Source organism: Streptomyces sp. NBC_00029 (assembly GCF_045160505.1).
GTDB lineage: Bacteria > Actinomycetota > Actinomycetes > Streptomycetales > Streptomycetaceae > Streptomyces.
On the sequence record NZ_CP108292.1, the window covers coordinates 3,672,496 to 3,694,637 of the forward strand.

The 22,142-nt window shown below is 69.5% G+C and carries 28 protein-coding genes, 1 tRNA gene and 1 riboswitch; of the genes, 11 read left to right on the forward strand and 18 right to left on the reverse strand.

The genetic code is table 11. The features are described 5' to 3' along the window. Positions 1–11: 11 nt before the first annotated feature. The 3 genes from OG753_RS17290 to OG753_RS17300 all read right to left on the reverse strand — a co-directional run bounded on the left by OG753_RS17290 (position 12) and on the right by OG753_RS17300 (position 1,227). Positions 12–332, reverse strand: coding sequence for a multidrug efflux SMR transporter (locus tag OG753_RS17290; protein ID WP_030158619.1), 321 nt, complete (start codon positions 330–332; stop codon positions 12–14). 31 nt (positions 333–363) lie between these two features. Further along, a riboswitch (guanidine-III (ykkC-III) riboswitch) is annotated at positions 364–435 on the reverse strand. Positions 436–521: 86 nt separating this feature from the next. After that, positions 522–863 carry a co-chaperone GroES gene (locus tag OG753_RS17295; RefSeq protein WP_030009035.1) on the reverse strand — a complete coding sequence of 114 codons (342 nt, stop codon included), beginning with the start codon at positions 861–863 and terminating at the stop codon, positions 522–524. Between the two features lie 43 nt (positions 864–906). Next, entirely contained in the window at positions 907–1,227 is a 321-nt protein-coding gene (locus OG753_RS17300) for a DUF3618 domain-containing protein (protein ID WP_327266789.1), read from the reverse strand. 103 nt (positions 1,228–1,330) lie between these two features. On the opposite strand from OG753_RS17300, the gene bcp reads away from it, so the two are divergent. The 4 genes from bcp to OG753_RS17320 all read left to right on the forward strand — a co-directional run bounded on the left by bcp (position 1,331) and on the right by OG753_RS17320 (position 3,364). Beyond that, the gene (bcp, locus tag OG753_RS17305) at positions 1,331–1,798 is read left to right on the forward strand and encodes a thioredoxin-dependent thiol peroxidase (protein ID WP_327262675.1); all 468 of its coding nucleotides are present in this window, start codon (positions 1,331–1,333) and stop codon (positions 1,796–1,798) included. 153 nt (positions 1,799–1,951) lie between these two features. Next, positions 1,952–2,590, forward strand: a complete 639-nt coding sequence (locus tag OG753_RS17310) for an HNH endonuclease signature motif containing protein (protein WP_401688732.1) — start codon at positions 1,952–1,954, stop codon at positions 2,588–2,590. Beyond that, entirely contained in the window at positions 2,587–3,243 is a 657-nt protein-coding gene (locus tag OG753_RS17315; RefSeq protein ID WP_405789083.1) for an HNH endonuclease, read from the forward strand. The genes OG753_RS17310 and OG753_RS17315 overlap by 4 nt, the downstream gene beginning before the upstream one ends. A gap of 48 nt (positions 3,244–3,291) precedes the next feature. After that, positions 3,292–3,364, forward strand: a tRNA-Leu gene (locus OG753_RS17320). 49 nt (positions 3,365–3,413) lie between these two features. Here OG753_RS17320 and rdgB read toward each other — a convergent pair. The 4 genes from rdgB to OG753_RS17340 all read right to left on the reverse strand — a co-directional run bounded on the left by rdgB (position 3,414) and on the right by OG753_RS17340 (position 5,745). Then, the gene (gene rdgB / locus OG753_RS17325; protein ID WP_327262678.1) at positions 3,414–4,028 is read right to left on the reverse strand and encodes an RdgB/HAM1 family non-canonical purine NTP pyrophosphatase; all 615 of its coding nucleotides are present in this window, start codon (positions 4,026–4,028) and stop codon (positions 3,414–3,416) included. Between the two features lie 7 nt (positions 4,029–4,035). After that, positions 4,036–4,416 carry a hypothetical protein gene (locus tag OG753_RS17330; RefSeq protein ID WP_383195583.1) on the reverse strand — a complete coding sequence of 127 codons (381 nt, stop codon included), beginning with the start codon at positions 4,414–4,416 and terminating at the stop codon, positions 4,036–4,038. A 153-nt stretch (positions 4,417–4,569) separates the two neighbouring features. Continuing rightward, positions 4,570–5,295, reverse strand: a complete 726-nt coding sequence (gene rph, locus OG753_RS17335; RefSeq protein ID WP_327262680.1) for a ribonuclease PH — start codon at positions 5,293–5,295, stop codon at positions 4,570–4,572. A 126-nt stretch (positions 5,296–5,421) separates the two neighbouring features. Beyond that, positions 5,422–5,745 carry a PTS glucose/sucrose transporter subunit IIB gene (locus OG753_RS17340; RefSeq protein ID WP_327262681.1) on the reverse strand — a complete coding sequence of 108 codons (324 nt, stop codon included), beginning with the start codon at positions 5,743–5,745 and terminating at the stop codon, positions 5,422–5,424. A gap of 138 nt (positions 5,746–5,883) precedes the next feature. Here OG753_RS17340 and OG753_RS17345 point away from each other — a divergent pair, with 138 nt between their 5' ends. Further along, positions 5,884–7,185, forward strand: coding sequence for a PTS transporter subunit EIIC (locus OG753_RS17345; RefSeq protein WP_405789086.1), 1,302 nt, complete (start codon positions 5,884–5,886; stop codon positions 7,183–7,185). 266 nt (positions 7,186–7,451) lie between these two features. Next, the gene (locus OG753_RS17350) at positions 7,452–8,726 is read left to right on the forward strand and encodes a PTS transporter subunit EIIC (RefSeq protein WP_405789087.1); all 1,275 of its coding nucleotides are present in this window, start codon (positions 7,452–7,454) and stop codon (positions 8,724–8,726) included. A gap of 101 nt (positions 8,727–8,827) precedes the next feature. On the opposite strand, the gene OG753_RS17355 is transcribed toward OG753_RS17350, so the two are convergent. Beyond that, positions 8,828–9,580, reverse strand: coding sequence for an MBL fold metallo-hydrolase (locus tag OG753_RS17355; RefSeq protein ID WP_383195574.1), 753 nt, complete (start codon positions 9,578–9,580; stop codon positions 8,828–8,830). A gap of 195 nt (positions 9,581–9,775) precedes the next feature. Between OG753_RS17355 and OG753_RS17360 the strand changes: the two genes are divergently transcribed. Both OG753_RS17360 and OG753_RS17365 read left to right on the forward strand, forming a co-directional pair. Continuing rightward, entirely contained in the window at positions 9,776–10,195 is a 420-nt protein-coding gene (locus OG753_RS17360; RefSeq protein ID WP_327262684.1) for a hypothetical protein, read from the forward strand. After that, positions 10,192–10,554, forward strand: coding sequence for a DUF488 domain-containing protein (locus OG753_RS17365; protein ID WP_405789090.1), 363 nt, complete (start codon positions 10,192–10,194; stop codon positions 10,552–10,554). Before OG753_RS17360 ends, OG753_RS17365 begins: the two co-directional genes overlap by 4 nt. Before the next feature lie 172 nt (positions 10,555–10,726). Here the strand turns inward: OG753_RS17365 and OG753_RS17370 are convergent, their stop codons facing one another. The 7 genes from OG753_RS17370 to clpS all read right to left on the reverse strand — a co-directional run bounded on the left by OG753_RS17370 (position 10,727) and on the right by clpS (position 15,429). Next, entirely contained in the window at positions 10,727–11,677 is a 951-nt protein-coding gene (locus OG753_RS17370; protein ID WP_327262686.1) for a cysteine synthase, read from the reverse strand. Further along, complete coding sequence (locus OG753_RS17375; RefSeq protein WP_030010597.1) at positions 11,677–11,955, reverse strand: MoaD/ThiS family protein; 279 nt, start codon at positions 11,953–11,955, stop codon at positions 11,677–11,679. Before OG753_RS17375 ends, OG753_RS17370 begins: the two co-directional genes overlap by 1 nt. Positions 11,956–12,045: 90 nt before the next feature. After that, positions 12,046–12,153 (reverse strand): putative leader peptide, encoded by a 108-nt coding sequence (locus OG753_RS17380; RefSeq protein WP_314252769.1) that lies wholly within the window; start codon positions 12,151–12,153, stop codon positions 12,046–12,048. A gap of 77 nt (positions 12,154–12,230) precedes the next feature. Then, positions 12,231–12,653 carry a M67 family metallopeptidase gene (locus OG753_RS17385; protein ID WP_327262687.1) on the reverse strand — a complete coding sequence of 141 codons (423 nt, stop codon included), beginning with the start codon at positions 12,651–12,653 and terminating at the stop codon, positions 12,231–12,233. 101 nt (positions 12,654–12,754) lie between these two features. Further along, positions 12,755–14,194, reverse strand: a complete 1,440-nt coding sequence (locus tag OG753_RS17390; RefSeq protein ID WP_405789092.1) for an amino acid permease — start codon at positions 14,192–14,194, stop codon at positions 12,755–12,757. A 318-nt stretch (positions 14,195–14,512) separates the two neighbouring features. Then, the gene (locus tag OG753_RS17395) at positions 14,513–15,115 is read right to left on the reverse strand and encodes a DUF2017 domain-containing protein (protein ID WP_405789093.1); all 603 of its coding nucleotides are present in this window, start codon (positions 15,113–15,115) and stop codon (positions 14,513–14,515) included. Continuing rightward, positions 15,115–15,429 (reverse strand): ATP-dependent Clp protease adapter ClpS, encoded by a 315-nt coding sequence (clpS, locus tag OG753_RS17400; RefSeq protein WP_327262690.1) that lies wholly within the window; start codon positions 15,427–15,429, stop codon positions 15,115–15,117. The genes OG753_RS17395 and clpS overlap by 1 nt, the downstream gene beginning before the upstream one ends. Before the next feature lie 143 nt (positions 15,430–15,572). On the opposite strand from clpS, the gene OG753_RS17405 reads away from it, so the two are divergent. Together OG753_RS17405 and OG753_RS17410 are read left to right on the forward strand one after the other, a co-directional pair. Then, entirely contained in the window at positions 15,573–16,901 is a 1,329-nt protein-coding gene (locus OG753_RS17405) for a nicotinate phosphoribosyltransferase (RefSeq protein WP_327262691.1), read from the forward strand. A 169-nt stretch (positions 16,902–17,070) separates the two neighbouring features. Beyond that, a complete protein-coding gene (locus OG753_RS17410) occupies positions 17,071–17,685 on the forward strand; it encodes an isochorismatase family protein (protein ID WP_327262692.1) in 615 nt (204 codons plus the stop codon). Positions 17,686–17,689: 4 nt separating this feature from the next. Here OG753_RS17410 and OG753_RS17415 read toward each other — a convergent pair whose 3' ends face one another. Beyond that, a complete protein-coding gene (locus OG753_RS17415; RefSeq protein WP_033226620.1) occupies positions 17,690–17,992 on the reverse strand; it encodes a hypothetical protein in 303 nt (100 codons plus the stop codon). Between the two features lie 112 nt (positions 17,993–18,104). Then, entirely contained in the window at positions 18,105–20,459 is a 2,355-nt protein-coding gene (locus OG753_RS17420) for an immune inhibitor A domain-containing protein (RefSeq protein ID WP_327262693.1), read from the reverse strand. Between the two features lie 493 nt (positions 20,460–20,952). Between OG753_RS17420 and OG753_RS17425 the strand changes: the two genes are divergently transcribed. Beyond that, positions 20,953–21,258, forward strand: a complete 306-nt coding sequence (locus OG753_RS17425) for a hypothetical protein (protein WP_405789096.1) — start codon at positions 20,953–20,955, stop codon at positions 21,256–21,258. A 75-nt stretch (positions 21,259–21,333) separates the two neighbouring features. Here the strand turns inward: OG753_RS17425 and OG753_RS17430 are convergent, their stop codons facing one another. Continuing rightward, a complete protein-coding gene (locus tag OG753_RS17430; protein ID WP_405789097.1) occupies positions 21,334–22,065 on the reverse strand; it encodes an RDD family protein in 732 nt (243 codons plus the stop codon). Positions 22,066–22,142 lie beyond the last annotated feature (77 nt).

Genomic DNA, 22,142 nt, shown 5'->3' on the forward strand with positions numbered 1-22,142 from the left:
CAGCGGGCCGGTCAGTGACCGGAGGTCGCCTTCAGCCCCACCACGGCGACCAGCAGCAGACAGATGAAGAAGATCCGGGCGGCGGTGACGGGCTCACCCAGCACCGCCATACCGAGCACGGCCGCACCGGCGGCGCCGATGCCCACCCACACCCCGTACGCCGTACCGATGGGCAGGGTCTTCGCGGCGTAGGACAGCAGCACCATGCTCGCGACGATCCCGGCGCCCGTGAACACACTGGGCCACAGCCGGGTGAAACCTTCGGTGAACTTCATGCCGATCGACCAGCCGACCTCGAGCAGACCGGCGACGAGAAGAAGAACCCATGCCATGACGGCACCTCCGAGACATCGAGCGATACGGGGTGCGTCGTCTTGTCGTACCCGGTACGGCGCGTCTCGTCGGGGTTCTCCCCCACCGTAGCAAAGGGCAGCAAAAAGGGCCGGTGACCTGGGCCACCAGCCCCTTCCCGCTTCTCTGCTCCCCCTGCTTCCCTGCTTCCCTGCTTCCCTGCTTCCCTGCTACAGGTACAGCCCGGTGGAGTCCTCCGACCCCTCCAGCCGCTCCGCGGCCACGGCGTGCAGGTCCCGCTCGCGCATCAGCACGTACGTCGCGCCCCGCACCTCGACCTCGGCACGGTCCTCGGGGTCGTACAGCACCCGGTCACCGGGCTCGACCGTCCGGACGTTCTGACCGACGGCGACCACCTCGGCCCAGGCCAGCCGCTTGCCCACCGCGGCCGTCGCAGGAATCAGGATGCCGCCGCCCGAGCGACGCTCGCCCTCCGGCAGGTCGGACTTCACGAGCACGCGGTCGTGCAGCATGCGAATGGGTAGCTTGTCGTGGGTGGTGTTCTCGCTCACGCCCCGAACCTACCTGTCCGTACCCGCTCCGTACCGCTCAGGGTCATCCGCGCCTACGGCGCGCCGACACCACGAGCAGGCCGACCACGCCCACCGCGACCAGGGCGACGGGCACGATCCGGTCGATGCGCGGAGCCCCGTCGTCGTCGCGCAGGCCGTCCCGCAGGTCCGTCACGATCCGGTTCACCGTGGCGAAGGCCCGCCCGGCGGTGTGGTCGACGGTCGAGGCGACCCGGGCCTTCGCATCCCCGATGATCGTCTTCGGGTGCATGCGCACGCCGATCTCGTCGAGCGTCTCGGCGAGCTGCTCGCGGCGGCGGACGATGTCCGCCTCGATCTGTGCGGGGGTCCTGGCTTCCGACACCGCGCTGCCTCCGTCGTCGTGGTCCTGTGGGGCGTAGTCCGCCATGAACAGTCTGTCAGCTTAGTCTCATGGCATACCGATCCCCTCCCGAGGAGCAGTCAAGATGAGCGAGCGACTCCAGCCGGGCGACACCGCCCCCGCCTTCACCCTGCCCGACGCGGACGGCAACGAGATCTCGCTCGCCGACCACAAGGGCCGCAAGGTGATCGTGTACTTCTACCCGTCCGCGCTGACGCCGGGCTGCACGAAGCAGGCCTGCGACTTCACGGACAACCTGTCCTTCCTGACGGGCCACGGCTACGACGTCATCGGCGTGTCCCCGGACAAGCCGGAGAAGCTGGCGAAGTTCCGCGAGAAGGAGGACCTGAAGGTCACCCTGGTCAGCGACCCGGAGAAGGAGACGCTGACGGCGTACGGGGCGTACGGCGAGAAGAAGCTGTACGGCAAGACGGTCACGGGCGTCATCCGCTCCACGGTGGTCGTCGACGAGCAGGGCAAGGTCGAGCACGCCTTCTACAACGTCAAGGCCACGGGCCACGTAGCCAAAATCATCAAGGACCTGGGCCTCTGACCCCCGCCCTCCCGTACGGAAGCGGCCCGCACCCCCACCGGTGCGGGCCGCTCCGCTTATCGGACGAAACAGCCCGTAACCGTCCGCCAACCGGTGCGTTACTCCGTACGAGAGCCGCACGCGCGGCCGAACAGAGCACGGAGAGGGGCGGGCATGCCGATCAGCCCGTACACGAAGGAACGCCTCGCGGAGGCGGCGCGTACGTCGCGCACGCTGTCGGAGGCACTGGAGAAGCTGGGGGTCGACCCGAAGAGCGGCTCGCGGCGCTATCTGCACGACCGCATGCGGAAGCTGGGCGTGAACGTGTCCCACTTCGAGGCGGAAGGGGTGAAGTGGACGAGGGAGGTTCTGGCGGAGGCCGTGGCCGGCTCGACGACCATGTGCGAGGTCCTGCGTCGCCTCGGCCTTGAGGTCGTGGGCGGCCACCACACCCACATCAGCCGCCGGGTGAAGGCCTTCGGCATCGACACCTCGCACTTCAAGTTGCCCTCACCAGCGGGGCGGCCCAAGATCCGGCGAACACCGGAGGCGCTCCTGGTCCAGCAGGCCGGTCCGCGTGCCCGCCGAGCGCAGAGCGAGCAGCTGAAGTGGGCGCTCAGGGCGCGGGGCGTACCCGAGCAGTGCGCGCGATGCGGTGTCGAGGCCCGCTGGCGGGGGCACCCGCTGCCACTGGAGGTGGACCACATCGACGGAGACTGGCGCAACAACCAACCGGGAAACTTGCGGCTGCTGTGCCCCAACTGCCATTCGACGACGGACACGTATCGCGGTCGAGGCAAGGCCCGCCGATGACCAGCAGAGCCCACTACACAGCCGAGCTCCTGGCCGAGGCCGCGGCACGATGCAAGGACATCGACGAGGTCATCGCCCGCTACGGCGTGGAGCCGTTCCCGCAGAGACTGAAGCAGTACCTCATGCGACGCTTCTCCGCCTACGGCATCGACGTCTCCCATTTCGACCGACGCCCCTACCGGCGCCATGAGAAACCGCACGAGTCGCTGCTGCGGAACGCCGTCGCCGCTTCGCAGTCCTGGGCGGAGACCCTGAGGCGTCTCGAACGTCCCGACACCGCACCATGGCGAGCCTCGCTCAGAACATGGGTCCTCGAATCGGGGCTGGACACCTCGCACTTCCTCGGCCAGGCCCACAACCGGGGCAAGCCGCAGCGCCCCGTCAGGTCTGCCGAGGAAATCCTCGTGAAGCACGAGGGACGTCGGCGCACCCGCAGCCGCCTTCTACGAAGGGCCATGCACGACATAGGGGTCCCGGAGCGCTGCGCCGAGTGCGGCACGCCCTCGGAGTGGCTGGGTGCCCCGATGACGCTTGAGGTCGACCACATCAACGGGGATTGGAGCGACGACCGTCGGGAGAACCTGCGCCTGCTGTGTCCCAACTGCCACGCCATCACCAGCACCTGGTGCAGAGGAGGTCGGCGAAACCCTTGATGCCGCTTCCCCTGCACGGCACGGTGCGCAGTAGAGTGTCCATGACTCGCGCCCGTACGCGACCTGGTTAGCGGTGGTCTTTAGGTGGCCACGTATGTCGGTTCGAATCCGACCGGGCGTACCCAGGACGAGGCCTGGTTCCCGACATCCGGGAACCAGGCCTCACTGCGTCAGCCCAGGAGGGCGCGGATGAAGGGGACCAGGGCGCGGAAGGCCTGGCCGCGGTGGGAGATCGCGTTCTTCTCCGCCGGGGTCAGCTCCGCGCACGTGCGGGTGTCGCCCTGCGGCTGGAGGACCGGGTCGTAGCCGAAGCCGCCCGTGCCGGAGGGGGTGTGGCGGAGGGTGCCCAGGAGGCGGCCCTCGACGACGCGTTCGGTGCCGTCCGGGAGGGCCAGGGCGGCCGCGCACGCGAAGTGGGCCCCGCGGTTCTCGTCGGCGATGTCCCCGAGCTGGGCCAGCAGCAGGTCCAGGTTGGCCTTGTCGTCGCCGTGCGTGCCGGCCCAGCGGGCCGAGAAGATGCCGGGGGCGCCGTGCAGGACGTCCACGCAGAGGCCGGAGTCGTCGGCGACGGCCGGGAGGCCGGTGGCGCGGGCCAGGGCGTGGGCCTTGAGGAGTGCGTTCTCGGCGAAGGTGATGCCGGTTTCCTTGACGTCCGGGATCTCCGGGTACGCGTCCGCACCGACCAGCTCGTGCGGCAGGCCGGCGTCGGACAGGATCGCGCGGAGTTCGGAGACTTTGCCCGCGTTGCGGGTGGCCAGGATCAGGCGGCTGGGCGTCGGGGTCATGCCCCCATTATCCCGGGGTGCAGACCTTGGAGATCTCGCCGGCCGCGTCGGCCACCGGCTGGATGTCCGGGGCGGTGTTGCCGCTCTGGATCGAGGTGCGGACGTTCTTGACGGCCGTGTTCATCGAGTCGATGGCCTTGCCCAGGTCGGCGTTGTCCGTCTGGTCGCCGATCTTCTTGAGGTTCGTCTCGATCTGGTCGAGCGCGTTCTGGGCGTCCTGCGGGCTGTTGCCCGCCTGGGAGACCGCCTGCTGGAGGTCGTTCGCGCCGTCCGTGATGGCCACGGCCGTGTTCGCGCAGTCCATCGCCGTGGAGATCGCGTTGCACGCGGACAGGGCCGGGACGGTGAGTACGGCGGCCACGGCCACGGCGGCTATGCGGAACTTCATGCGGTTCTCCCCTGAGGACTTGGACGGTGTCGGTGTCGATGTCGGTGTCGAGGACGACGGCTGGGTCGGTGACGACGGCGAGGACGGGCGCACGGCTTCGAGACCGTGCGCCCGTACCTTCCTGGACGCCGGGCACGGCCCGGCGGTTGCCGCCTACAGTTCGAGCGCGCCCAGCTGGATGGCTTCCAGGTCCGCGCAGCCGCCGGCCGCGAGGTCGAGGAGGGCGTTGAGCTCCTTGCGGTCGAAGGGCTCGCCCTCGGCGGTTCCCTGGACCTCGACGAAGCGGCCGTCGCCGGTGCAGACCACGTTCATGTCGGTCTCGGCGCGCACGTCCTCCTCGTAGCAGAGGTCGAGGAGCGGGACGCCGTCGACGATGCCGACGCTGACGGCGGCGACGGTGCCGGTGAGCGGCTTGCGGCCGGCCTTGATCAGCTTCTTCTTCTGGCCCCAGGCGACGGCGTCGGCGAGGGCGACGTAGGCGCCGGTGATGGCGGCGGTGCGGGTGCCGCCGTCGGCCTGGAGGACGTCGCAGTCCAGGACGACGGTGTTCTCGCCGAGGGCCTTGTAGTCGATGACGGCGCGCAGGGAGCGGCCGATCAGGCGGGAGATCTCGTGGGTGCGGCCGCCGATCTTGCCGCGGACGGATTCGCGGTCGCCGCGGGTGTTGGTGGAGCGCGGCAGCATCGAGTACTCGGAGGTGACCCAGCCTTCGCCGCTGCCCTTGCGCCAGCGCGGGACGCCTTCGGTGAAGGAGGCGGTGCAGAAGACCTTGGTGTCTCCGAAGGAGATGAGGACGGAGCCCTCGGCGTGCTTGCTCCATCCGCGTTCGATGGTGACCGGGCGGAGCTGTTCGGGCGTACGGCCGTCAATGCGAGACATGGCTCCGAGCCTAGTCCCTGGGAGGGAACGCGAAGACCCCGTCCGGGTGCTTCCTGGACGGGGTCTTCGATGGCCGGGCGGAAGGCCGGGCGGGGCCGGGTCCGGCCGGACTCTAGGGAGTCCGGATCACATCATGTCTTCGATGTCGGCGGCGATCGGGTCGGCGTCGGTGCCGATGACGACCTGGATCGCGGTGCCCATCTTGACGACGCCGTGGGCGCCGGCGGCCTTGAGTGCGGCTTCGTCGACCTTGGAGGGGTCGATGACCTCGGTGCGCAGGCGGGTGATGCAGCCCTCGACCTCTTCGATGTTCTCGATGCCGCCGAGCCCGGCGACGATCTTCTCAGCCTTGGTGGCCATGTGTTTCTCCCTGAGTGTTTCGAAGAACGAGTCTCGGCGGCCAGTACGTGGATCCTCACCTGCACGGTCCGCTTTGTCACGGTAACGCACGGTTGGCCCATCTACGCGAGCGCGTGACCGACCCCTGCCGAATGATGACGATCAGCAGCAACCTACCCACAACTGGTCTACACCAGTGTGCCGTACGTGTTGCGGCAGCCAAAAACGGGCCGGTCAGGGAGGACGCCGATGAGCGCGGAGAGCGCCACCGCAGTGCCGCAACCGAAGTGGTGGAACGGCCTGTTCCAGGCGCTGCAGAAGATGGGCCGGAGCCTGCAGCTGCCGATCGCCGTCCTCCCCGCGGCCGGCATCCTCAACCGCTTCGGCCAGCCGGACATGTTCGGCGCGGAGGGCCTCGGCTGGACGGACGTCGCCAAGGTCATGGCGGCCGCGGGCGGCGCCCTGCTCAACTCCGACCTCGGCCTGCCGCTCCTCTTCTGCGTCGGCGTCGCGATCGGCATGGCCAAGAAGGCGGACGGCTCGACCGCCCTGGCCGCGGTGGTCGGTTTCCTCGTCTACCGGAGCGTGCTGCGGATCTTCCCCACTCCCTGCCCGACGGGGACGAAGGACATCGGGGGCGGCTGCCTGGGGCCGGACGACACCTTCGCCGAGTACACCTTCCAGAATCCGGGGGTCTTCGGCGGCATCGTCATGGGCCTGCTCGCCGCCTGGTTCTGGCAGCGCTACCACCGGGTCAAGCTGGTGGACTGGCTCGGCTTCTTCAACGGCCGCCGGCTGGTCCCGATCATCATGACCTTCGTCGCGATCGCCTTCGCCGTCATCTGCCTGTGGATCTGGCCGCCGATCGGCGACGGGCTGGAGAGCTTCTCGGACTGGCTGGTCGGCCTGGGCTCCTGGGGTGCCGGCATCTTCGGCATCGCGAACCGGGCGCTGCTGGTGATCGGCCTGCACCAGTTCCTGAACGTGCCGGTGTGGTTCCAGTTCGGCAGCTACACCAAGTCGGACGGCCAGGTCGTGCACGGTGACATCCCGATGTTCCTGGCGGGCGACCCGGATGCCGGTCAGTTCCTCTCCGGCTTCTTCCCGATCATGATGTTCGCCCTGCCGGCCGCGGCCCTGGCGATCACGCATTGCGCGAAGCCTCAGCGGCGCAAGGAGGTGGGCGGGCTGATGCTGTCGGTGGCCCTGACCTCGTTCGTCACGGGCATCACCGAGCCGCTGGAGTACTCGTTCCTGTTCGTGGCGCCCGCGCTGTACGCGGTCCACGCGGTGCTGACGGGCGTCTCGATGGCGGTGACCTGGGCGCTGGGTGTCCACGACGGCTTCAGCTTCTCGGCCGGCCTGATCGACTACGTCATCAACTGGGGGCTGGCGACGAAGCCCTGGCTGATCATTCCGATCGGTCTCGCCTTCGCGGTCGTCTACTACGCGATCTTCCGCTTCGCGATCACGAAGTTCGACATCCCCACCCCGGGGCGGGAGTCGGACGAGGAGATCGCGGCGATGCAGGCGGAGAACACCAAGGCCTGAGCCGCTTCGCGGAGGCTGCGGGGCCGGTCCGTCAAGGGCCTCCGGATCACGATCCGGAGGCCCTTCGGCACGCCCCGCCGGATGTGATCCAGGCCACAGGAAATCGAAGGTTCCTTATCTAACCCTCACCGTGTTACAACTGGTCTACACCATGAATTGGTGTAGACCACGACCGCTTCCCCCGGCGGCGTGTCCCCCTTTCTGAGACGTCGCCGTCCCTCTTGGTTGCACCCCTTGGCGGCGCCTTGCTCCCCCCGGAGGAAGTTATGAGTACGGCTACTGACGCCGCTGCGCCGCCCGCCAAGAAGCGGGGATCCGGCCTGATCCAGGGTCTGCAGAAGGTCGGCCGCAGCCTCCAGCTGCCCATCGCCGTCCTGCCCGCCGCCGGCATCCTGATGCGCCTCGGCCAGCCCGACGTCTTCGGCAAGGACGGCCTCGGCTGGGGCAAGGTCGCCACGGTGTTCGCCACCGCCGGTGACGCCGTCTTCGCCAACCTGCCCCTGCTGTTCTGCATCGGCGTGGCGATCGGCTTCGCCAAGAAGGCGGACGGTTCCACGGCGCTCGCCGCGCTCGTCGGCTTCCTGGTCTACAAGAACGTCCTCACCGCCTTCCCGGTGACCGAGGCCGTCATCAACACCACTGAGAACAAGGGTCTCGACGTCGCAGCGACGTACAACAACCCGGGCGTTCTCGGCGGCATCATCATGGGTCTGCTCGCCGCGGTCCTGTGGCAGCGCTACCACCGCACCAAGCTGGTGGACTGGCTCGGCTTCTTCAACGGCCGCCGGCTCGTCCCGATCATCATGGCGTTCGTCGGCGTCCTCGCCGGTGTGTTCTTCGGTGTGGTCTGGGAGCCGATCGGCGAGGTCATCTCCAACTTCGGTGAGTGGATGACCGGTCTGGGCGCCGCGGGCGCCGGTGTCTTCGGTGCCATCAACCGCGCGCTGATCCCGATCGGCATGCACCAGTTCGTCAACACCGTCGCCTGGTTCCAGATCGGTGACTTCACCAACGCCGCCGGCGAGGTCGTCCACGGTGACCTGAACCGCTTCTTCGCCGGTGACCCGGACGCCGGTCTGTTCATGACGGGCTTCTTCCCGATCATGATGTTCGGCCTCCCGGCCGCCGCCCTGGCCATCGCGCACACCGCCCGTCCGGAGCGCCGCAATGCCGTCACCGGCATGATGGTCTCGCTCGCGCTCACCTCGTTCGTCACGGGTGTCACCGAGCCCATCGAGTTCTCGTTCATGTTCATCGCGCCGGTGCTCTACGCGATCCACGCGGTCCTGACCGCCCTCTCCATGGCGATCACCTGGGCGCTCGGGGTCCACGCGGGCTTCACCTTCTCCGCGGGTCTGATCGACCTCGGCCTCGGCTGGAACAAGGCGACCAACCCATGGATGATCATCCCGATCGGTCTGGTCTTCGGAGCCATTTACTACTTCGGGTTCCGTTTCGCGATCACCAAGTTCAACCTCCCGACGCCGGGCCGCGAGTCCGACGAGGAGCTGGCCGAGATGGCCAAGGCCGAGGCCAAGTAGCAGGCCCAGCCCCGCAGCACCGCAGAAGCCCCCGCTCTCCCGGAAGGGAGGGCGGGGGCTTTTCGCTGTCGGGAGCCGGGAGCCGGTGAGCCGGGCCGGGCTCAGATCTCGTACACCGCGCCCGCGTGCGCCAGGTCGACCCGGCCGCCGTAGACCGCGCGGGCGTCGGCGAGGTTCTGCTCGGGGTCGGTCCACGGCGGGATGTGGGTGAGGACGAGCCGGCCCACGCCGCCGCCGGCCGCGTACTCGCCCGCCTGGCGGCCGTTCAGGTGCAGGCCCGGGATGTCCTCCTTGCCGTGCGTGAAGGAGGACTCGCACAGGAAGAGGTCGGCGCCGTCGGCGAGCAGGCCCAGCTCGGGGCAGGTGCCGGTGTCCCCGGAGTACGTGAGCGAGCGGCCGGCGTGCTCGATGCGGATGCCGTACGCCTCGACCGGGTGGGAGACCCGCTCGGTGCGGACCTGGAAGGGGCCGATCTCGAAGTTCCCGGACTTCAGCGTGCGGAAGTCGAAGACCTCGCTCATGGAGCGCTCGTCGGGGACGTCGTCGTAGGCGGTGGTGAGGCGCCGCTCGGTGCCCTCGGGCCCGTAGACGGGGATGGTGCCGCAGCGGCCGCCCTCGTGCCGGTAGTAGCGGGCGACGAAGTACGCGCACATGTCGATGCAGTGGTCCGCGTGCAGGTGGCTCAGGAAGATCGCGTCGAGGTCGTAGAGGCCGCTGTGGCGCTGGAGCTCGCCGAGGGCGCCGTTGCCCATGTCGAGGAGCAGCCGGAAGCCGTCGGCCTCGACGAGGTAGCTCGAACAGGCCGATTCCGCGGAGGGGAACGACCCCGAACAGCCGACGACGGTGAGCTTCATGGAGCGTGAACCTCCGAGGACGGTCCGTGGACGGAATGCGGGCCGTGCGTGCGTCGAGCGTAAGGCGCGAAACGTCCGGTCGCTCCTCCGCGGCAGGCCGTTGTGGGGGGAATCACCTGCGCTGTCACCCGGGGGAGCGACGGTGGGCACGGGCGTTGCCATGCCGGGGCGTTCCGGCGCGGCTACGGTCGAAGCATGGACACGTCCTGGTGGCCCGCGGTGGCCGCGGTGGTGGCCGTGGCGCTGCTGGTGCTGGTCGCCGGAGGCCGGCTGGGTCTCCCGCGCCGGGCCCGGCCGGCGCACGGGCCCGGTCCGCCGCCGCAGCCGAAGGCCGGTGAGCTGTGGTCGCTGGCGGACGGCCGTACGTGCCTGGTCCTCGCGGTGAGGTCGGTACGGGGCCACCGGGCGCGGGTCGCGTGGATCACCGGGAAGTACGACGACCGGCGGGCCGGGGTGATCCCGCTGCCCCCGGGGACGGTGGGCTCGCAGGGCCGGGCGGCTTTCCTGGAGGCCGACCGGCCGGCGGAGGTGTCGCTGTGGGAGTTCCGGACCCGGATGGGGATGCTGGACCCGGCGGTGTGGGACGAGATCAAGGGGCTGGGAGGCGCACGGTGACACGGGAGCCGGTGATCCGCCTGCGGCGGGTGTACGACGCGCCGGATCCGGCGGCGGACGGGGTGCGGGTCCTGGTGGACCGGCTCTGGCCGCGGGGTCTGGCGAAGGCGGCGGCCGGGGTGGACGAGTGGCCGAAGGCGGTGACGCCGTCTTCGGAGCTGCGGAAGTGGTTCCACGCGGGCGGGTCGGCGCGGGAGTTCCGGGAACGGTACGAGGCGGAGCTGGCGGAGCCGGAGGCGGTGGCGGAGCTCGCGCGGCTCCGGTCGCTGGCCGCGGCAGGCCCGCTCACCCTCCTGAGCGCGGTCAAGGACCCGGCTTCCAGCCACGCGGCCGTGCTCGCGGAGCTGCTGTCCGACTAGCGGTGCGGTGCGGTGCCGCGGGGCGGAGCCTCTCCCCGCCCCGCCCTTTCGCCGTTTCCCGGGCTCTGCCCGGACCAGCGCCTCAAACGCCGGCGAGGCTGACTCTCAGCCTCGCCGGCGTTTGAGGCGCGGGGGTTCGTGGGCGGCGCCCCCGACAGCGGCGCCGCAGGGGCTACGCCCAGAGCTGGCCCTGGAGGACCTCGATGGCCTCTTCCGTCGTCGCCGCGGTGTAGACGCCCGTCGAGAGGTACTTCCAGCCGCCGTCGGCCACGACGAAGACGATGTCGGCCGACTCGCCGGCGGCCACCGCCTTGCGGCCGACGCCGATCGCCGCGTGCAGGGCGGCTCCGGTGGAGACGCCCGCGAAGATGCCCTCCTGCTGGAGCAGCTCGCGCGTACGGGTCACCGCGTCCGCCGAGCCCACCGAGAAGCGGGTGGTGAGCACGGAGGCGTCGTAGAGCTCCGGGACGAAGCCCTCGTCCAGGTTGCGCAGCCCGTAGACGAGGTCGTCGTAGCGCGGCTCGGCGGCGACGATCTTGATGCCGTCCACGTGTTCGCGCAGGTAGCGGCCGACGCCCATGAGGGTGCCGGTGGTGCCCAGGCCCGCGACGAAGTGGGTGATGGAGGGGAGGTCCGCGAGGATCTCCGGGCCCGTGGTGGCGTAGTGCGCGCCCGCGTTGTCCGGGTTGCCGTACTGGTAGAGCATCACCCAGTCCGGGTGCTCCGCGGCCAGTTCCTTGGCCACCCGGACCGCGGTGTTCGAGCCGCCGGCGGCCGGCGACGGGATGATCTCGGCTCCCCACATGGCCAGCAGGTCGCGCCGCTCCTGGCTGGTGTTCTCCGGCATCACGCACACGATGCGGTAGCCCTTGAGCTTGGCCGCCATCGCCAGCGAGATGCCGGTGTTGCCCGAGGTGGGCTCGAGGATGGTGCAGCCGGGGTACAGCCGGCCGTCCTTCTCGGCCTGCTCGACCATGTGGAGCGCGGGGCGGTCCTTGATCGAGCCGGTCGGGTTGCGGTCCTCCAGCTTCGCCCAGATGCGGACGTTGTCCGAGGGCGAGAGCCGGGGCAGCCGGACCAGCGGCGTGTTGCCGACCGCGGCCAGCGGGGAGTCGTAGCGCATTACTTCGATCCGCCGGCCACGGCCGGGAGGATGGTGACGCTGTCGCCGTCCTTGAGCGCGGTGGAGATGCCGTCGAGGAAGCGGACGTCCTCGTCGTTCAGGTAGACGTTGACGAAGCGGCGCAGCTGGCCGCCGTCGACGATGCGCTCCTCAATGCCCTTGTGGCGGGTCTCCAGGTCGGCGAAGAGGTCGGCGAGGGTCGCGCCCTCGCCGGAGACGGCCTTCTCGCCTTCGGTGTAGGTGCGGAGGATGGTGGGGATGCGGACCTCGATGGCCATGGCTGTCTCCAGTCGTCGGGGAGTGCGTGCGAAGCGTGGGAAGGGTGCGGCGCGCGGTTCGTCGGCCCTCCGCGCGGAGGGCTCCGGTGCTCAGAGCGCAGGACAGATGGCACTGGCGAGGCGGCACAGGTCGACGTGCAGCCGCGCCACGAGCAGTAGCCTGCCGGGCGTCTCGATGCTCACGTCGTGGGAAACCATGCGGTCATGTTAACGATTCCCGGTCCCCCGTTTGGAGTGTGATCCCGCATCGTGGACGTCAAGCGCTCACATACTGGTCAGTAGGCGTCGACGACCTGCACTTCTTCCTCGGTGATCACTCCGTCGAGGATCCGGTACGAGCGGAACTGGAACTCCCCGAGGCCGTCCTTGTCCGCCGTCGAGACGAGCACGTAGTGGGCGCCGGGCTCGTTCGCGTAGGTGACGTCCGTGCGCGAGGGGTAGGCCTCGGTCGCGGTGTGCGAGTGGTAGACGATCACCGGCTCCTCGTCGCGGTCGTCCAGATCGCGGTAGAGCTTCAGCAGATCCTTCGAGTCGAACTCGTAGAACGTGGGCGAGCGGGCCGCGTTGAGCATCGGGACGAAGCGCTCGGGGCGGCCGGTGCCCGCCGGGCCGGCCACGACACCGCACGCCTCGTCGGGGTGGTCCTGGCGGGCGTGCTCGACGATCCGGTCGTACAGGGCCTGGGTGAGGGTCAGCATGAGCGACAGGATAAGCAGACGGGCCCTTCCGTACCGAGGAGTGGTACGGAAGGGCCCGCATGATGGACACAGGGTCCGTGGGAACGTGGTTCCGGGCCTGGTTACGAGGCCTTGCTGAAGGCCGCGGCGCGCGGGTCGCGGGACTTCATGACCAGGTACGAGACGCCCAGGATCAGGCCCCAGAGGGGGGCGCAGTACAGCGACACGCGGGAGTCCTTGTCGGCGCCCATCATCACGATGACCATGCCGATGAAGAGCAGCGCGAACCAGCTGGTGTACGGGGCGCCGGGGGCGCGGAACGCGGACTGCGGCAGCTCGCCGCGGTCGGCCTTGGCCCGGTAGCGGATCTGGCAGACCAGGATCATGATCCAGGCCCACATGCCGGAGATGGTGGCGAAGGAGACGACGTAGTCGAAGGCCTTGCCCGGGGCGACGTAGTTGATCCAGACGCCCACCAGCATCAGCGCGGCGGAGAACGTGGTGCCGATGAGCGGGGTGCCGCTCTTGGTGAGCCTGGTGAAGAACTTCGGGCCCTGGCCGTTGAGGGCGAGGTCGCGCAGCATGCGGCCGGTGGAGTACATGCCCGAGTTGCAGGAGGACAGGGCGGCGGTCAGCACGACGAAGTTGACGATCGCGGCGCCGATGCTGAGGCCCATGCGCTCGAAGGCGGCGACGAAGGGCGAGACGCCGGGCTGGAAGTGCGTCCACGGGACGACCGAAAGGATCATGATCAGCGCGCCGACGTAGAAGACGGCGATGCGCCACGGCACGGTGTTGATGGCCTTGGGCAGGGTCTTCTCGGGGTCCTTGGACTCGCCGGCGGTGACGCCGACCAGCTCGACCGCGAGGAAGGCGAACATCACGATCTGCAGGGTCATCAGCGTGCCGCCGATGCCCTTGGGGAAGAAGCCGCCGTCGTTCCACAGGTTGGAGACGGTGGCGGTGTCGGCCGCGTCGGAGAAGCCGATGGTGAGGATGCCGGCGCAGATCAGGATCATGCCGACGATGGCGGTGACCTTGACCATGGAGAACCAGAACTCCAGCTCACCGAAGAGCTTCACGGAGATCAGGTTGGCGGCGTAGAGGATGACCGTGAAGATCAGCGCGTAGGCCCATTGCGGGAAGCTGTCGTGGGTCCAGTACGACATGTACTGCGCGGCCGCGGTGACCTCGGTGATGCCGGTGACCACCCAGAACAGCCAGTAGGTCCAGCCGGTGACGTATCCCCAGAACGGACCCAGGAACTCGCGGGCGTAGTCCGAGAAGGAACCGGAGACGGGCCGGTACATGAGCAGCTCGCCCAGGGCCCGCATGATGAAGAAGATGACCAGGCCGGCGATGGCGTACGCCAGGATCAGGCTCGGGCCGGCCTTGGAGATGGCCTTGCCCGCCCCCAGGAACAGGCCGGTGCCGATGGCCCCGCCGATGGCGATCATCTGGATCTGGCGGGCGCCGAGCGTGCGGTGGTAGCCCTCGCCGCCCTCGCCCTGTGTGCCCTCACCGGGCGTCTTGTCGTGCTGCTCGACCTGCACAGAGGTCATGTCTGGTGCACCTTTCTCCACGCCGGTCCGCGCCTTCATTGGCTGCGGATCGGGTCCTCGATCCCCCCGGATACGGATGGAGTTGCACGCCGGCGATCAGCCGGTCCAAGCGAGCCGGGGGACATGGGTGGCGTCCCGTCGGCGATCGTGAAGATTTATCACGTGCTTACGGCTGCCCGCGGGGGAGAAATGTGGCGCAGGGCATCAAAAATTCACCCCAAAGGCGCTCAAATGGATCAGATCACCGCATGGCGGTGATCTGATCGTTATCCGGATTTGAGCGTCCGCTGAGCGAACGGAGTGCCCTCTTGAGGATCTTCAGAGGGTTTCGATCAAGGTCTCCTGGAGACCGCCGAGCCACAGGTACGCCATCACCATCGGCTTGCGCGGGTCCTCGTCCGGCAGCCGGAACAGCATCGCGCTCTCGTCGTCCTCGGTGATGTCCAGGCGGGCCGCGATGGTCAGTCGCAGGTCGTTGAGCGCGCCGAGCCAGCGCAGCGGCAGCTCGCCGGACAGCTCCAGCACCGCCGCCCCGTCGCCGGCCGGGGTGAGCCCGTTCAGGCTGTGCACGACCGCCAGCGCGTCCTCGCGCTTGCGGGCGCGCAGGTCGTTCTCGGTGAAGCGGCGGAACTCCGCCGCACGGGCGGCGATCTCCTCCGGGTCCACGCCCTTGTCACCGTCGCCGTCGGGGGACCCGTACGCGTCGGGGAAGAGCCGGGCCAGCGCCGGGTCGGACGGAGGCTCGGAGGGACCCTCGGCGAACAGTGCGGCGAGCGGGTCGTCGTCCTCGCCGGGCTCCGGCCAGCCGGGTCCGATCAGCTCCAGCAACTGGACGGCCAGGGAACGAAGGATCGAGATCTCGATCTCGTCGAGCGCGATGGCGGCGCCGCCGCCCTTGAGGGACTCGAAGGTGCCGCCCATCAGTTGCGGTCCTGCGTGAGGGTCGCCCACAGGCCGTAGCCGTGCATGGCCTGCACGTCGCGCTCCATTTCCTCGCGGGTGCCGCTCGAGACGACCGCCCGTCCCTTGTGATGGACATCGAGCATCAACTTGTGTGCCACGTCCTTGGAATAGCCGAAGTACGCCTGGAACACGTACGCCACGTAGCTCATGAGGTTGACCGGGTCGTTGTGCACCAGGGTCACCCAGGGGACGTCGGGTTCGGGGACCGCGAAGGTCTCTTCGGCCGATTCGGTGCGTTCGATCTCAACAGGAGCAACACTCACTCGTCCCATGCTGCCACCTCGACTGCGCCGCTGCCCAAACAGGGACCGCACGGCCCCCGCCACCGAGCGCTCTTCTACCCCGCGAAGGGCCGGTCTCACAATCGGCACCCACATCTCGTCACTTTGACGAAATGTGCGCTAGCATCCCAGCCATGAACCCTGCGGACCTGGGCCTGCCGGTGGACGTGCCGTCGACAGCGCTCTTCACGGACCATTACGAGCTCACGATGCTGCAGGCCGCACTGGCCAACGGCACCGCCGACCGACGCTCGGTCTTCGAGGTGTTCACCCGGCGGCTGCCCGAGGGACGCCGCTACGGGGTGGTCGCCGGAACCGGGCGGGTGCTCGACGCGGTGGAGAACTTCCGCTTCGACGGCGCCGTGCTGGAATTCCTGCGCGAGCGGGCCGTCGTCGACATGCGGACCCTGGACTGGCTCGCCTCCTACCGCTTCTCCGGCGACATCTGGGGCTATCCGGAGGGGGAGGTCTACTTCCCCGGCTCCCCCGTCCTGCGGGTGGAGGGCAGCTTCGCCGAGTGCGTCCTGCTGGAGACCGTGATCCTGTCGATCCTGAACCACGACTCGGCCATCGCCGCGGCCGCCTCCCGGATGTCCTCGGCGGCGGGCGGACGCCCGCTGATCGAGATGGGCGCGCGGCGCACCCACGAGCTGGCCGCCGTCGCCGCGTCGCGGGCCGCGTACGTGGGCGGCTTCACCTCGACCTCGGACCTGGCGGCCGGATTCCGGTACGGCATCCCGACGGTCGGCACGAGCGCCCACGCCTTCACCCTGGTCCACGACAGCGAGCGGGACGCCTTCACCGCGCAGGTGGCCTCGCTGGGGCGGGGCACCACCCTGCTGGTGGACACCTACGACGTGGCCGAGGCGGTCCGCACGGCGGTGGAGATCGCCGGACCGGAGCTGGGCGCGGTCCGGATCGACTCCGGCGACCTGCTGCTGGTGGCCCACCGGGTACGGCAGCAGCTGGACGAGCTGGGCGCGACCTCGACGAAGATCGTGGTCACCTCGGACCTCGACGAGTACGCCATCGCCTCGCTGGCGGCGGCGCCGGTGGACGCGTACGGCGTGGGCACCCAGCTGGTGACGGGCAGCGGGCACCCGACGTGCTCGATGGTCTACAAGCTGGTGGCGCGGGCCACCTCGGCGGACCCCAAGGCTGCGCTGGCGCCGGTGGCGAAGAAGTCCTCGGGCGGGAAGACCTCGATCGGCGGCCGCAAGTGGGCCGCGCGGCGGCGGGACGCGGAGGGCGTGGCGGAGGCCGAGGTGATCGGCGTGGGTCCCGTGCCGGCGGCCCTGGCCGACGACCAGCTCCTGACCCAGCTGGTCAAGGCCGGCGAGGTGGTCGCCCGCGAGCCGCTGGAGGCCGCGCGGGACCGCCACCGCGCCGCCCGCGCGGGCCTGCCGCTCTCCGCGACACAGCTCTCCCGCGGCGAGGCCGTACTCCCGACCGAGTACGTCTAGGTCCGCGGGCCCGCCGGCGGGGCCGAATGAGCCCCGCCGGCGATCGGGGCGCGGGCGCGGAGCGCCGTGGGGTCCGGGGCAGGGCCCCAGTTTCGGGAAGGGGCGGGGTGGGGGAAGAGCCCCCCGCAAGTCCCGCCGCAGCACACCATCGAGCCGAAGGGCACGCGAAATGCACCGCGCACTGATCGTCGTCGACGTACAGAACGACTTCTGCGAGGGCGGCAGCCTCGCGGTCACCGGCGGAGCCGACGTCGCCGCCGCCGTCACCGAGTACATCGGGCAGGCCACGCCCGCGTACCGGCACGTCGTCGCCACCCGCGACCACCACGTCGACCCCGGGTCGCACTTCGCGCACCCCCCGGCCGAGCCGGACTTCGAGACTTCCTGGCCCGTCCACTGCGTCGCCGGGACCGAGGGCGTGGGCTTCCACCCGAACTTCGCCCCGGCCGTCGCCTCGGGAGCCGTCGCCGCCGTCTTCGACAAGGGCGCGTACGAGGCCGCGTACAGCGGTTTCGAGGGCGCCGACGAGAACGGGGCGACCCTCGGCCAGTGGCTGCGGGACCGGCAGGTCACCGAGGTGGACGTGGTCGGCATCGCCACCGACCACTGCGTGCGGGCCACCGCCCTCGACGCCGCCCGCGCCGGCTTCGGCACCCGCGTCCTGCTGGACCTGACGGCCGCCGTGGCCCCGCACACGACCGCACGGGCCCTGGACGAGCTCCGTGCGGCCGGTGTGACCCTCGTCGGCGGCCAGACGGCCCGGACCGCCCAGGACGCGCCCTGACCCGCTAGGTGCCCAGCAGGGCCCGGATGGGGTGCCAGAGCTCCTGCGCGCGGTCCGGTGCGCCGCGCCACAGCAGGCCGTCCGGATGGTGCAGGACGGCCGTCACCTCGTCCGGCGTCGGCGGGTGCGCGTTGCCCCGCAGGTACACCGCCCGCATCCCGAGGTTCCGCAGCCTGGTCAGGGCGCGGGCCCGGTTCGCGGCGTGCACCAGCACGCGGACATTTCCACCTTCTCCGGACGGCCTCGGCAGCGTGAGCGCAACCACCACACTGCCGCCCGGCAATCTGACGAAACCTCCACCTGGCACGGCTGTCATCTCCCCCGTCAATAAGAAACTCGTACCGGGCATCTAAACGCGATCGGCCGCCGCCCGCTAGGGGGCGACGGCCGATCATGCTTTGACCTGCAGTTTTACCGAGTTACTTCTTCGAGGGACCCACCTCGACGGTCATGACTTCACCGTCGTAGGTCTCCTTCAGGATCTTGATCTTGGTGTTGGTGTCAGTGACCTTCACCGATCCGGTCGGGTTCTCGTCGTAGTAGTACTTGCCCTTGCTGTCGTCGAAGACCAGGTTCGCGGGCTTCGGCTTCAGGAACAGCGACTCGCCGTTCTTGTGCAGGGTGAAGGCATCCGTCGAGTACGCGCTGAACGCGGCGTCGTACGGCTGGATCTTGTTGCGCAGCAGGGTGCCGTCCGCCCACTTCATGGGCTTGGCGTTGGCGTCGATCGGGAGGATCAGACCCTGGCCCGGGTGGGCGCTGGTGTTGTTGTCCTTCTGGCTGGTGTCCCACTGCCAGATGAGCAGGCCGTCCTGGTACGGGTAGTGCTCGACCCAGTCGGGCTTGGTGTTGCCGAAGCCGAAGTTGTACGGGCCGACCTTGAGGGTCTTGTCGTACGAGACGTAGCGGCGGTTCTCGGCCAGGTAGTACTGCGCGTACTCCTTGGTGAAGCTGGCGCCGATCCGCGTGAAGCCCTTGCCGGTCCAGCCGTTGTCGCCGTTCTCGGCGCCGTCGGTGAACAGCGCGGAGCCGTCCGCGGTGATGGTGAGGGCGTCACCGGTGAAGCCCTTGCCGCCCGCGCCGCCGTCCGTCTGGTAGCGGAAGCGGAGGTCGACCTTCTTGCCCGCGTAGGCGTCGAGCGGGAAGTTGAGGTTCTTCCAGGCGCCGGAGACACCGGTCAGCGACGGGCTGCCGGAGGCGTCGACCGGGAGGGCCGTGCCGTCGGCGGTGCCGGCGAGAGCGGTCCAGGTGGCGCCGCCGTCCGTGGACACCTCGGTGTAGAGGTAGTCGTAGTCGGCCTCGATGTCCCACCAGCCCTTGAGGGACACGGCGGCGGACGTCTTGCCCGTCAGGTCGACGGAGCGGGTCAGGGTGTTCTTGAGGTCGTCACCCATGCCGCTCCACCACTGGGTGGAACCCTCGGCGGGCGCGACGACCTCGGTCTTGACCTGCTTCTTGGGCAGCTCGACGACCAGCGCCTGCTTGTCCTTGGTGTTGAACGCCGACACGCCCAGCTTGTGGGTGGACTTCGTTGCGGCCTTCGCCGTGTCGTAGTTCAGCCAGCCCAGCTGGAGCTTGTCCCAGGCGGTCATGTCGCCCGGGAGGTCGCCGATCGAGTCCTTGCCGGTGCCGAGCCAGGAGCCGGCCGACATCAGGGACCAGAAGCCGACGCCGTTCTCGCCGCCACCGGAGGTGTCGTAGAGGTCCGGCAGGCCCAGGTCGTGGCCGTACTCGTGCGCGAAGACGCCGAGGCCGCCGTTCTCGGGCTGCATCGTGTAGTCGCCGACCCAGATGCCGGAGTTGCCGATCTGGGTGCCGCCGGCCTTGTTGTTGTCCGGGCCGGTCTTGCCCGCCGCGGTGCCGTAGGCGTACCAGCGGTGCGCCCACAGCGCGTGCGTGCCCTGCACGCCGCCGCCGGCCGACTCGTCCTCGCCCGCGTGGACGATCTGGAAGTGGTCGATGTAGCCGTCGGGCTCGTTGAAGTTGCCGTCGCCGTCGAAGTCGTAGCGGTCCCAGAGGTCGTACTGGGCCAGCTTCGCCTTGATCTCGGCGTCGGACTTCCCGGCCTTCTTCTGGCCCTCCACCCACGCCGTGACGCCGTCCTTGACGGTGTCCCAGACGTTGGAGCAGTTCGACTGGCCGCAGTAGTTGGAGCCGTAACGGCCCTCGTTGTACGGGACCTTGACCCAGTCGGCGACCTCGCCCTCGACCGAGTAACGGCCCGAGGAGGTCTTCTCGTAGTAGGTCTTCAGCGAGTCCTTGCCCTGACCCGACGCGAAGTACAGGTCCTGGAAGTAGTCGCGGCTGAAGTCCTTGCGCCAGGCGGTGCTGTTGTCCTTGGCGCGGTCCGGCTGGGCGATCGTGTTGTGCAGCGGACCAGGGGTGCCGCCGTACTTCGGGACCGCCGGCTGCGGGCCGGGACCGTCCGGGTCGTGCATGGTCGTGTTGTCGACCTGGTCACCGAACTCGACGAGGATCGTGAAGATCTTGTCGGTCTTCTCGCGGCCGAGCTCGACGTACTTCTTGTCGTCGAGCTTGACGACCTTGGAGGCGCCGCGCTGCTCGACGTCCTTCTTGCCCTGCAGAACCTGGTCCAGAGCGGCCTTGCGCTGCTGCGCCTGCTGCTCGCTGAACGGGCCCTTGAGGTCGTGCTCGACGACCTTGGCAGGCGCGGTCGGGTCCTGCCGGTCGGCGACCGGGGCGGCCGGGGCCTTGCCCTCGGCCTGAGCCGCGGTAACGGTGAAGAAAGTGGCGCTCGTCGCACAAGCTGCCATGGTCACGGTGACGGCTGCGGCACGTATCGCACGCCGTCTGGCGGAATTGCTGGTCACTTGATGTCGTTCCCCTCCCGCGGCCGCAACGTAGGTCGGAACTTCTCCATAGGAGCGGGGGGTTCCGCGCGGCGCGCGTCTCAAGTGACGACATTTGACCGGAGAGACGCAAGAAAAGACAGACCTTGACTTGACCCTTACAACTGCACTATGCGGTCAGGGAGTTCCGGTATCCGGACGTTCCGCTGTCATACGGGGCGAACGGCGCTTCCCGACCCCGGCACAGGTCCGTCCCGTCCCCCTTTCTCCCGCTGCGGCGGCCCGCGACCGGCCGACGTCGCCCGGAAAATGATCCCGTGCGCCCCCCATGCTCCGGCACCGTGTGTTAGGTCACGCTTACCGGTGGTCCGACTAGGGCATCTCCCGTCATAGAGTCACTTGACGCGCGAACCGGTTGAGCCGACTCCCCCTCCCCTCACCGAGGACGGATATCGCCATGCCGCGTCCGACTGCCGCACAGCTCGCTTACGGGTCCGCCACGGTCGTCGTGTCGACGATCGCCATGCTGCTGCTCTCGCAGACGAGCACCGGGCTCGGCGTCGCGGTCATCTCCGCCGCCGCGCTCGCCCTGGGTCTGCTCGTCGCCGTCACCGTGCCCGCCCCGCGGCGCCGCGGCCGCCATGCGGCCCGTACGGGCGCCCCCGCGGCCGCCGTCACGCCCGCGGCCCAGGAGGGCGCGGCACAGGGCTCCCGGGTGCCCGAGTCCCGTTCGGCCACGGTCGACCACCCCGTTCACCACTGACCTTCCGCGCCCAACGCGACGCGGGCGGCCTCCCGTTGGGGAAGGCCGCCCGCGTTGCGGTGCGTGCGGTGACGCCTAAGTGGTGGACTGGACGACGACCGTCTTGCCGACCTTGTCGTGCAGGCCCTGCTTGTACGGCTTGTCGACCAGGATCGAGACGACCAGCGCGATCGGCCACAGGCACGCGCAGCAGATCAGCGTCGGCAGCCAGAGCACGGCGGCGCGGCCGAGGGCGGCGCCGGAGTTCGGCACACTGCCGTCGTTGAGCATCGCGACGCGCAGGTTCATCAGCTTCTTGCCGACGGTCTGGCCGTTCTTCTTGGTGAACCACCAGTCGTAGCCGACGTACGCGACGATCGAGATCAGCGTCATGACCAGGCCGCTGCCGCTGTAGGACTGCGAGACGACGTCGCTGATGTCCTCGCCCTGGCCGCTGTCGAACCGGTAGCGGCTCGTGCCGAAGGCCAGCTGGATGAGGGCCAGCGGGATGGCGATGATGACCACGTCGATGATGCGCGCGAGGAGCCGCTTGCCGAAGTCGGCGAGCGGGGGCATCCCGGCGAGCGGATCGGGCATGCCGTAGCCGCCGCTCCCGCCGTAGGGGTCCCCTCCGCCGTACGGAGGCGGCGGGGGCGGGTATCCCCCTCCGCCGCCCGGGCCTCCGGGGGGCGGCGGCGGAGGACCACCGCTTCCGGGAGGCGGCGGGCCGTACGGCGAACCGCCCGACGGAGGCGTCGGTTCCTGGGGCTTCTTGAGGAACGGGTCGTCCTCGGGCGGCTGGCCCGGCGGCGGCTGGTCGGTACTCATGGCCCGAGTCGAACCCGGCTCCGGCCACCTCGCAACGGGACCGCGTCCATTCGGGGGGAGGCGCGGGTCCGGGGCAG

Coding starts and splice junctions, on each gene's coding strand:
- OG753_RS17420 (WP_327262693.1), bottom strand. CDS start 20,459: ATGGCAGCTTGTGCGACGAGCGCCACTTTCTTCACCGTTACCGCGGCT.
- OG753_RS17345 (WP_405789086.1), top strand. CDS start 5,884: ATGAGCGCGGAGAGCGCCACCGCAGTGCCGCAACCGAAGTGGTGGAAC.
- rdgB (WP_327262678.1), bottom strand. CDS start 4,028: ATGACCCCGACGCCCAGCCGCCTGATCCTGGCCACCCGCAACGCGGGC.
- OG753_RS17350 (WP_405789087.1), top strand. CDS start 7,452: ATGAGTACGGCTACTGACGCCGCTGCGCCGCCCGCCAAGAAGCGGGGA.
- OG753_RS17375 (WP_030010597.1), bottom strand. CDS start 11,955: ATGGCCATCGAGGTCCGCATCCCCACCATCCTCCGCACCTACACCGAA.
- clpS (WP_327262690.1), bottom strand. CDS start 15,429: ATGGGACGAGTGAGTGTTGCTCCTGTTGAGATCGAACGCACCGAATCG.
- OG753_RS17390 (WP_405789092.1), bottom strand. CDS start 14,194: ATGACCTCTGTGCAGGTCGAGCAGCACGACAAGACGCCCGGTGAGGGC.
- OG753_RS17385 (WP_327262687.1), bottom strand. CDS start 12,653: ATGCTGACCCTCACCCAGGCCCTGTACGACCGGATCGTCGAGCACGCC.
- OG753_RS17290 (WP_030158619.1), bottom strand. CDS start 332: ATGGCATGGGTTCTTCTTCTCGTCGCCGGTCTGCTCGAGGTCGGCTGG.
- OG753_RS17360 (WP_327262684.1), top strand. CDS start 9,776: ATGGACACGTCCTGGTGGCCCGCGGTGGCCGCGGTGGTGGCCGTGGCG.
- OG753_RS17370 (WP_327262686.1), bottom strand. CDS start 11,677: ATGCGCTACGACTCCCCGCTGGCCGCGGTCGGCAACACGCCGCTGGTC.
- OG753_RS17315 (WP_405789083.1), top strand. CDS start 2,587: ATGACCAGCAGAGCCCACTACACAGCCGAGCTCCTGGCCGAGGCCGCG.
- OG753_RS17355 (WP_383195574.1), bottom strand. CDS start 9,580: ATGAAGCTCACCGTCGTCGGCTGTTCGGGGTCGTTCCCCTCCGCGGAA.
- bcp (WP_327262675.1), top strand. CDS start 1,331: ATGAGCGAGCGACTCCAGCCGGGCGACACCGCCCCCGCCTTCACCCTG.
- OG753_RS17425 (WP_405789096.1), top strand. CDS start 20,953: ATGCCGCGTCCGACTGCCGCACAGCTCGCTTACGGGTCCGCCACGGTC.
- OG753_RS17430 (WP_405789097.1), bottom strand. CDS start 22,065: ATGAGTACCGACCAGCCGCCGCCGGGCCAGCCGCCCGAGGACGACCCG.
- OG753_RS17310 (WP_401688732.1), top strand. CDS start 1,952: ATGCCGATCAGCCCGTACACGAAGGAACGCCTCGCGGAGGCGGCGCGT.
- OG753_RS17405 (WP_327262691.1), top strand. CDS start 15,573: ATGAACCCTGCGGACCTGGGCCTGCCGGTGGACGTGCCGTCGACAGCG.
- OG753_RS17410 (WP_327262692.1), top strand. CDS start 17,071: ATGCACCGCGCACTGATCGTCGTCGACGTACAGAACGACTTCTGCGAG.
- rph (WP_327262680.1), bottom strand. CDS start 5,295: ATGTCTCGCATTGACGGCCGTACGCCCGAACAGCTCCGCCCGGTCACC.
- OG753_RS17330 (WP_383195583.1), bottom strand. CDS start 4,416: ATGAAGTTCCGCATAGCCGCCGTGGCCGTGGCCGCCGTACTCACCGTC.
- OG753_RS17395 (WP_405789093.1), bottom strand. CDS start 15,115: ATGGGCGGCACCTTCGAGTCCCTCAAGGGCGGCGGCGCCGCCATCGCG.
- OG753_RS17380 (WP_314252769.1), bottom strand. CDS start 12,153: ATGGTTTCCCACGACGTGAGCATCGAGACGCCCGGCAGGCTACTGCTC.